This window comes from Holdemania filiformis DSM 12042, assembly GCF_000157995.1.
GTDB lineage: Bacteria > Bacillota_I > Bacilli_A > Erysipelotrichales > Erysipelotrichaceae > Holdemania > Holdemania filiformis.
This window is the reverse complement of the sequence record NZ_GG657557.1, coordinates 258,110-265,879: the sequence shown is the minus strand read 5'-3', so window position 1 is coordinate 265,879 and position 7,770 is coordinate 258,110. Positions and strand designations below refer to the sequence as shown.

Here is a 7,770-nt window from a genome sequence, read left to right as displayed (position 1 = left end):
GATAGCCAGGATCACGCCTGCAATCGGCACCATGATGGAGTTGGACAGATTCTCAATCATGCTGAAAATACTGCCATTCCATCCCTGTGGGGTCTGGCCTACCTGTACGGATATATCCGCGACCTGCTGGTTTACACTGTCAAACATCCCCGAAAGGTTGCTCATAATGCCGCCCACCAGCATTTCTTTCAGCCAATTTGTCAGGGCTTCAAGTAAGAAATCCATACGGTGTCAACCTCCTTTCCGCCGCCCCCGCAAAACTGCGGGAGCGGCAAGGATTTCATACGGAGACGCTTAGACAGAGAAAAGCCCGGAGAGCAGAGGTACAAGGACCATGCCTACCACGGCTACACCAGCACCGGCCATGAGCTGCTTCATGCCCTGGCTCTTGGCGCCGGGGTTGTCGTTGCCGTAACCTTCCAGCAGGTTGATAACGCCCCAGATACCGAGACCGGCACCGAGCGCGATAACGAGGGTCTGAAGAACGGTGATTGCCTGTTCAAAAAATGCCATATAGTTTGTTAGCCGGAATCTGATTAAAAAATAGGTTTGTCATGTTTCATAGGCATACAAAAGCCGGAACAATCTGCCGCCCGGTTTCCGGGGGCATGATTCCGGCTGTCCTCCTTTTTCATTATTTTTTCTCGCGATTGTCCGCTTTGTACGCCAATGGCCCATAGAGGGCAGATGCGGCGAATAGATAAGATCACTCCCTTCTAAAGCGGAACGAAATTAAGCGCCCTTTGTGTCTACTTCATATACATCGCAGACCTCATTGGGCTTGAGTTTCAGCCTTGCGGACAAGAATGCTTCAATATCAAAAGCGTTCTTGTCATCCGCGTCGGCAGTGTACTTGAAATTGGGGTGCTTGGTGATGTCGTACTTATCCGAAAGGAAAGGACGCACACCGCGCAGCTGGAGGATACACTTGCCGCCATCCATAACAGCAAGCTCATCCTGGCTCATCAGCTCTTTCCCCAATTTTTGATAGTTGAGTGAATGGGATGTTTCCCTCCCACGGCTCTCTCCGGTGTTGTAGGTGTCGATGGTTTCCTTACCCAGCACGGCGGCCAGCTCCTTGAGAGTGGTCGGCTCCTTACCGCCCAGAAAGATGGAAGTATCCATGTTTCCGATAATGGTATCTGCGTTATCCTTATAAATCGCCTTGAGCTGACTCTGCGCCTGCAACACCAGACAGGCGGAGATCTCACGGCTTCGGATGGTGGCCACCAGCTTTTCCAACTTGGGTATCTGGCCAATGTTGGCGCACTCGTCGATCAGACAGCGCACATGAACCGGCAGTCTGCCGTCGTACACATCGTCGGCCTTTTCGCAGAGCAGGTTAAACAGCTGGGTATAACACATGGATATAAGGAAATTAAAGCTGTCATCAGTGTCACTCATGATGAGGAACAGGGCAGTTTTCCTGTCTCCCAGAGTATCCAGCTCCAGCTCATCATAAGCCGTGACCTCACGCAACTCTGCAATGTCGAACACGGCAAGGCGAGCGCCGCAGGAAATCAAAATCGACTTGGCTGTTTTTCCGGCGGCCAGCTTATATTTCTTATACTGGCGCACCGCAAAGTGGTTTGGCTTCTCGGCTTCCAGTGCATCAAACATCAGGTCTACGGGGTTTTTGAACTCCTCGTCATCCTCACGGACTTCCATGGCGTTGATGAACTCAATGAGGGTGGAGAAGTTTTGTTCCTCCACCGGAGCCTCATAATGGATATAGCCAATAAGCGCGCAGTACAACAAGGTTTCTGCTTTTACCCAGAAATCGTCTCCGGCCTTGCCTTCGCCTTTGGTATTGGCGATCAGCGTTGTTACCAGCTTCAAGATGTCCTTTTCGCTATGGATATAGGCGAAAGGGTTATAGTGCATGGACTTCTTGAAGTTAATGGTATTTAGGACCTTGATTCGGTACGGCTCATAAATGACCTTGCCGTGCTTATCCTTCATAGGCTTTCCGTCTTTCCCCAGCTTGGGTGCGCCCCTTTGGAGCATTTTTCCGCACTCCACCAAAATGGTTCCCTTCGGGTCTGTGACCACATAGGAACTGTGCATCTGCATCAGATTCGGTTTGAGCCAGAAGCGGGTCTTACCGGAACCGGAGCCGCCAATCACCAGCACATTTTTGTTTCTGGCGGTCTTTGGGTCCTTGGGGCGGCTGTTCATTGTCAGGCTCTCCGTTTTCGTCAGAATCACATTGTTCTGGAATACCGGGTCGATGTAGGGTGTAATGTCCTCATGGGTTCCCCACCGGGCGGAACCGTATTCCATGCCGTGCCTGTACTTCTTGGCGTTCTTGCTTTTCAGGTACACAGCCAGCCGCAGGCCGCCGCAGCAGCACAGGCCCACCAGCAGGTCCAGCGGGTGCAGGCTGGGCCACCAGCTGGCCAGCGCCACCGGCAGCGTGGAGAAGAACGAGAGCATTTTTGCCGAAGCGTCCGCACCCACGGCCATCCGCCACGCTTCACCGAAGTTGGTGGAGAAAAGCCCCATCAGGATATACGGCAGATTCAGCAAAATGAGCTTTTTGATGTTCAGCTGCTTTTTCATCGTTCCAGCTCCTTCCGCTTGTTCCGGTCCACGACGGCGTGTTTTACCAGTTCTTTGAACTGGCTCAGCTTTGCCAGCACGGACGGGCGCTCGGATTTCTCCGCCTTTCTGACCTTTTTCCCGGTGTACTCGGTAAAAGCAGCGGTCAGGGCATCCGCGTCCCGACCCTTGAAAAAGATCAGGTACTTGGGTGGGGAGCTGCTGCGGTCCTTCTTCACCGCATAGTCCACGCCGTATTTCCGGGCGATCTTCTCAAACTCCTTGATGGAGGGGTCGGTGATCTCGATGTTGGAAACCCCTTGGTTTTGACCAATCAGCTGTTTCACCGTCTGCTTGCCCTGGGGCTTCACAGGCGCGTCACGGCTTCTCTGCTTTTGCAGCTTCTTTTCCTTGCGGTGGGCAAGGTACTTGCTGATGGCGGCTTTGAGCAGCCTGCCGGTGAACTTTGTTCCGCTGACAACCAGCGTTAAAGTCCTGTTTTCCACTTCTTCCTGCATTTTCATCGCCTCCTTTCCACAAAATGTGCAGGGGTGGTGCATTTATTTCTAAGGCGGGACCACCAGCCGCCGGAGAAGGTATTTCTTCATCGAACCGCCCTCAACGAATTTGCTCAGAACGGTCATAGAGCAAATCTCCATTTCTGACCTTTGCATGACTGAGAATCTTGATCTGTCCCTTTGCCTGACTGTCCAGAGCTTTTTCATAGCCCTTATCTGACAAAAACAGGCGGGTTCGTTCACCTTTCCAGCCCACCGGGGAGTCATGCGTCAGCACATCAAAAATAATCATGTGCCGGGTGTTCTCAGCAAATCGCTGGAGATCCATGTAGTCATGGCCGTGATAGTTCTGCGCTCCAGCTTTCTGGCGCATTTCTTCCATCAGCTGACCGATTGTTTTGCCTTCTGGCATAAAACTCACTTCCTTTCCCACTCTCATACAACCATCAAAATCATGTCTCTCAGCTGAGCAAAGTAGAGTTTGCCTTGCGGGGTTATCAGCGTATAGGAGCCGATATGCCCGTGATTGCAGTAGTCTTTGACACAAAACAGTCCTTCATTGGCTGGCTTTGCATAGGGCAGTACATTACCGGATGCGGTGCGGTACACAAAACGCTTTTCCAGAAGGAAACGGACAAACCGACGCTCCGGGACAAGCAACTCTTTGGCGGTGGTGCGGAGGTTGGTACTGTGATTGAGGTCGATGAACAAATCATAAAAGGCTGCCTTACTCTCCAGCAGGGCATTTTCCTCTCGTAGCGACGCATTTTCTTCCCGCTCAGCAAGCAGCTCGGAGCAGAGCTTTATCAGAGCTTCCGGAGAAGTGGCTATCTCCCACAACTTCTCTTTTGTGAGATAGGCTCCGTGCTTGCGAATGGCAGGTAGAACTTCATCAAACACCCATTGTTCAAACCGTTCCGCTGACGGCAGTTTACTATGGGCGATCAGACGATATAGATCACCTTCGGGGATAAAGAGCATTTCGACCATTTGTACCGCGGGGCTTCCATCTGCCTTTTTCCCAGTCTGGACCCCTATGGAACATTTCGTTCCACCCCTGGTATGGTCGCGGACGGCTTTGCGTGGATTGGTATATCCCAGCGCTGTTGCCACATCTGTACCGCAAAATAATACTTTGCCATTCTGTTCCAAAGTGCGAATGCTTCCGAACTCTGGACTATTGAAAATTTCAATCTGATTCATGCTGTGCCTCCTTTGGTGTAATACAAAAGCGGCTGATTACCAGCCGCCTGCGTGCATATCGTGATTTACCAGTGAAGTGTAGTGGTTATTCATGGTGGTAGGAGCGTTGAACAGCACTGCAAGCAGGTACTGCTTGATGTTGTGTACCTGGGTGGTGTTCTTTTGCAGACAGTCCATGACAAACTCGATGTGAGAGCTGTCCAGCTTCAAAAAGCGGGAGCGTACAATTTCATGAGGAAAGTCCGCACCAGAGATCCGGGTGGTCTTTCGTTTGGCACAGACCGTTTCTACCAACAGCTCTACGATCTCATTCAGGTCATCCAGGTAGAGAGGATAACGCTGCTTCAGACAATCATACTCGATATTCTCCAAAATCAATTCCCGATAATTTTCTATCTCTGTGACAGACATCGCATCCCTTCCTTTCCGTTCCGGCGGTATTACCGCCGCTGTTTCCCGGAAGGGAATGGAATCGGTATTTGATCCATGAGTATTTTGTTTTTGGGTATTTGATTTCTTAGTATTTAATTGTGTTGGATTTTCCGGTAACGGATTTACCGCTGACGGGTTTACCGTTATCGGGTTTTCCGACAACGGCTTATCCAACATTGGTTCTCCCTCGATGGGACGCTCAAAAATGGTATACTCATTGGCTGCGAATTTACCAGAAGCATCAGTTGTCTGTCTGCGCCGAATGTATCCGGCTGTTTCAAGCTCATTGACAGCAGAGCGGATTGCATCTTTGCTTTCTCGATTGATATAGCTGAGTCCTGACAGCGTATAATCCCAGTCATCAGGCAGAGATAACATTTGCGACAAGAGACCCTTTGCCTTCAAAGAAAGTCGTTTGTCTTTTAGATGAAAATTGCTCATAACCGTGTAATCGCCAGTGCGTTCTACACGAAAAACAGCCATTTACTTCACTCCTTTCATTTCTCAGGTATGAAAAAAGCCGCAATTCATAAAAGAATTGTGGCAGCGGTTAGGGTCTGTCTGTATCTTTTTTCTTGCGTCGGTAGGGGCGTTTTGGCATTGGTGGTTTATCAAACAGATCCCTTTCCTGAGAAAATGGTAAGGTTTGAAAAACACGGTCAATCTCGGTGGATTCCATATCACGCTGTGAGCGGCAATCTTCTTGAATAGCTTCTCGGATTTCTCTTACAGTACACATATTCATTCCTTTCCTTTCGTTGTATCGGTTATGAACGACGGTGTTTTTTAGGCTTGAAGTCGAGGATATGCCCCTCAATAACATGGGCATATCTCTTAATTTTGATTTCTCGACGCTGCTGGCTTTGCAGAGCTGACTGATACCCGTCCTCTGTGAGAAAAAGCCTCATTTCGTCACCAGGTTCTCCATAAGCAGTAGGGCGCAAGACAGTAAACTCAATCATCCAGAAAGTGCTGTCCCAAAATCGCTCCACTGCAAGAATGTTGTGGCCTTTCAGTTCCCTTGCTGCAATATCTTTCATAGGCTCTCCCTTCATCGTTCCTGATCTCGTTGGCGTTTTTTCTGCCATTGTTCCAGCAGTTTAATAATGGTTTCCTGCATTTTGGCCGGTGTATAGCTTTTGGGGAAATACTTTCGCAAGGTATCGCTGCTCAAGGTCACTTTATCCAGATCACCCTTTTTTTCCTCTGACATGATGGCAAGCATCACATCTTCTGACAATTTCCCTTCCTGGCTGAACTTTTTCATTCGCTGAGCCTGAGAGAGAGAAGGGGTAGCCTGCTCATAGTCCATTGTTTCCACCAGCATTTGCTGTTCGTCCGGTTTCAAAAAAGAGAGTTCATAGGCTGGGTTAAATGCGATTTTCTTTTCATCCACCATATCCAAAAGCTCTGGAATCAGTTCAGTCAAACGAACATATCGCATTACCTGGATACCGCTTCGTTCACCGGCTTCTTTTGCCACCTGGTCTCTGGCGCTCAACTTCTGTTCAACTTGAACAGAAGTCAGGTCTGTTCTTGCTCCTTGATGTTTAATGGCTTCCAGCTTCATTTTGTAGGCAAAAGCCCTTTCACTGGGGAGCAGATTTTCTCGCTGCAAATTGCTGTCAACCATAATAATTGTGGCAGCATCGTCATCCAAGTCGCGCACAATGACAGGCATGGTTTCTTTTCCGGCCAATTCGCTGGCTCTGCGGCGTCTGTGACCGGCTACCAGCTCATAACCGCCATCAGGCAGTGGTCTGGCAATCGCAGGAACCAACACACCATACTTTTTGATGCTGTCTGCGGTTTCTATCATTGCATCATCATCCTTGACCTTGAAGGGGTGATCCTTGAACGGATGCAGTTCAGATAGGGGAATTTCCTGAATTTTTTCCAGTTGCTCGTCTTGCCGACTTTCTTCTGTAGAAAACAGGTCATCTACTGAGGCCAGCTCTATTTTTTTCGCGCTGCTTTTCAAGTTTCAATACCTCCTTCGTCAGATTTTTGTAGCCCTCAGCCACTTTGCCATTAGGATCATGGGCATAAATGCTTTTTCCTTCAGCACTGATTTCTTTAGCCCTGACAGAATGAGGAATTTCTGATGTAAACACCTTGATCTTACTGCCATAGGTTTCGCGCAGAAGAGCGGAGATTTCTTTGGCAAAATTGGTTCGGCTGTCTACCATCGTCAGCAGAATCCCATCAATTTGCAGCTTGGGATTGATTTGTCTGCGAACCTTATTGATAGTTTGCAAAAGCTGCTCCAAACCTTTAGCTGGAAGATACTCTGCCTGGACGGGGATTATAACCCTATTAGCGGCAGCCAGTGCATTGACCGTAAGCATACCCAGGGAGGGCTGGCAATCAATAAGGATATGGGAGTATTGCCCCTTCAGCGTGTCCAGATATTGTCGCAGAATGGTTTCTCGGCTCATAGCGTTTACCAGAGATACCTCCATACCAGATAGCTGGATGTCCGCAGGCATCAGGTCTACGCCCTCAGGGTGGTGCAGGATACCCTCGCCGGGACGAATTGGTTCATCCATCAAAATACGGCCCATAGCGTCTGACAGTGTAAAGGGCAGCTTATCAGGCTGAGGATTGCCCAAGCTGATGGTCAGGCTTCCCTGTGGGTCTCCGTCAATCAGAAGGACTTTCTTCCCGGACTGCGCCAGACCAATTCCAAGATTGGCACAAGTGGTTGTTTTGCCGACACCACCTTTTTGGTTGGCTATGGCAATAATCTGTGTATTCATGATTTCACCTCATTTCTTTCTAAGTTTAGATATGAAAAAAAGTGCCTGCTTTACCTTTCCTGAGAAAGATAAAACAGGCACTTTCACTGGCTCAATACCTCTTGTAATGAACCTCTATGTATGGTAAACTATGTCCACGATACCATGAATATAATTAAGTCTCGACGGGAATTGAACTTTTGGCTAACGCCAAATTTCGCGCCTTTGCAAACAGAGTGCAAACAATAGGGGGCTAAAATCCTTTGTTTTTGCTTGATTTTGCTTGTACAAGGTTTATAGAGAACATGGAGAAAAGCCTTGATATAACTGCATTTTCT

At 48.9% G+C, this 7,770-nt stretch carries 10 protein-coding genes; all 10 read right to left on the bottom strand.

Going from position 1 to position 7,770, the window contains the following annotated elements:
- A partial coding sequence (locus HOLDEFILI_RS10150; RefSeq protein WP_006059577.1) for a VirB6/TrbL-like conjugal transfer protein, CD1112 family occupies positions 1-225 on the bottom strand: 225 nt, incomplete at its 3' end.
- A gap of 69 nt (positions 226-294) precedes the next feature.
- Positions 295-513 (bottom strand): Maff2 family mobile element protein, encoded by a 219-nt coding sequence (locus HOLDEFILI_RS10145; RefSeq protein WP_003525154.1) that lies wholly within the window; start codon positions 511-513, stop codon positions 295-297.
- Between the two features lie 219 nt (positions 514-732).
- Positions 733-2,562, bottom strand: coding sequence for a VirD4-like conjugal transfer protein, CD1115 family (locus HOLDEFILI_RS10140; protein ID WP_006059575.1), 1,830 nt, complete (start codon positions 2,560-2,562; stop codon positions 733-735).
- Entirely contained in the window at positions 2,559-3,059 is a 501-nt protein-coding gene (locus HOLDEFILI_RS10135; protein ID WP_008723309.1) for a PcfB family protein, read from the bottom strand. Before HOLDEFILI_RS10135 ends, HOLDEFILI_RS10140 begins: the two co-directional genes overlap by 4 nt.
- A gap of 100 nt (positions 3,060-3,159) precedes the next feature.
- Positions 3,160-3,492 carry a DUF5720 family protein gene (locus tag HOLDEFILI_RS10130; protein WP_425268574.1) on the bottom strand — a complete coding sequence of 111 codons (333 nt, stop codon included), beginning with the start codon at positions 3,490-3,492 and terminating at the stop codon, positions 3,160-3,162.
- Positions 3,493-3,494: 2 nt separating this feature from the next.
- On the bottom strand, positions 3,495-4,262 hold the full coding sequence (locus HOLDEFILI_RS10125) for a BRO family protein (protein ID WP_002589066.1): 768 nt from the start codon (positions 4,260-4,262) through the stop codon (positions 3,495-3,497).
- Positions 4,263-4,298: 36 nt separating this feature from the next.
- Positions 4,299-5,177, bottom strand: coding sequence for a DUF6017 domain-containing protein (locus tag HOLDEFILI_RS10120; protein WP_006059572.1), 879 nt, complete (start codon positions 5,175-5,177; stop codon positions 4,299-4,301).
- Between the two features lie 284 nt (positions 5,178-5,461).
- Entirely contained in the window at positions 5,462-5,734 is a 273-nt protein-coding gene (locus tag HOLDEFILI_RS10115; RefSeq protein ID WP_007862445.1) for a DUF5720 family protein, read from the bottom strand.
- 11 nt (positions 5,735-5,745) lie between these two features.
- Entirely contained in the window at positions 5,746-6,675 is a 930-nt protein-coding gene (locus HOLDEFILI_RS10110; RefSeq protein WP_006059569.1) for a ParB/RepB/Spo0J family partition protein, read from the bottom strand.
- The gene (locus HOLDEFILI_RS10105; protein WP_002569249.1) at positions 6,632-7,453 is read right to left on the bottom strand and encodes a ParA family protein; all 822 of its coding nucleotides are present in this window, start codon (positions 7,451-7,453) and stop codon (positions 6,632-6,634) included. The genes HOLDEFILI_RS10110 and HOLDEFILI_RS10105 overlap by 44 nt, the downstream gene beginning before the upstream one ends.
- Positions 7,454-7,770 lie beyond the last annotated feature (317 nt).

Excerpts from the sequence above, each read along its gene's own strand:
- HOLDEFILI_RS10145 (WP_003525154.1), bottom strand. The coding sequence starts at position 513 with ATGGCATTTTTTGAACAGGCAATCACCGTTCTTCAGACCCTCGTTATC.
- HOLDEFILI_RS10140 (WP_006059575.1), bottom strand. The coding sequence starts at position 2,562 with ATGAAAAAGCAGCTGAACATCAAAAAGCTCATTTTGCTGAATCTGCCG.
- HOLDEFILI_RS10135 (WP_008723309.1), bottom strand. The coding sequence starts at position 3,059 with ATGCAGGAAGAAGTGGAAAACAGGACTTTAACGCTGGTTGTCAGCGGA.
- HOLDEFILI_RS10125 (WP_002589066.1), bottom strand. The coding sequence starts at position 4,262 with ATGAATCAGATTGAAATTTTCAATAGTCCAGAGTTCGGAAGCATTCGC.
- HOLDEFILI_RS10120 (WP_006059572.1), bottom strand. The coding sequence starts at position 5,177 with ATGGCTGTTTTTCGTGTAGAACGCACTGGCGATTACACGGTTATGAGC.
- HOLDEFILI_RS10115 (WP_007862445.1), bottom strand. The coding sequence starts at position 5,734 with ATGAAAGATATTGCAGCAAGGGAACTGAAAGGCCACAACATTCTTGCA.
- HOLDEFILI_RS10105 (WP_002569249.1), bottom strand. The coding sequence starts at position 7,453 with ATGAATACACAGATTATTGCCATAGCCAACCAAAAAGGTGGTGTCGGC.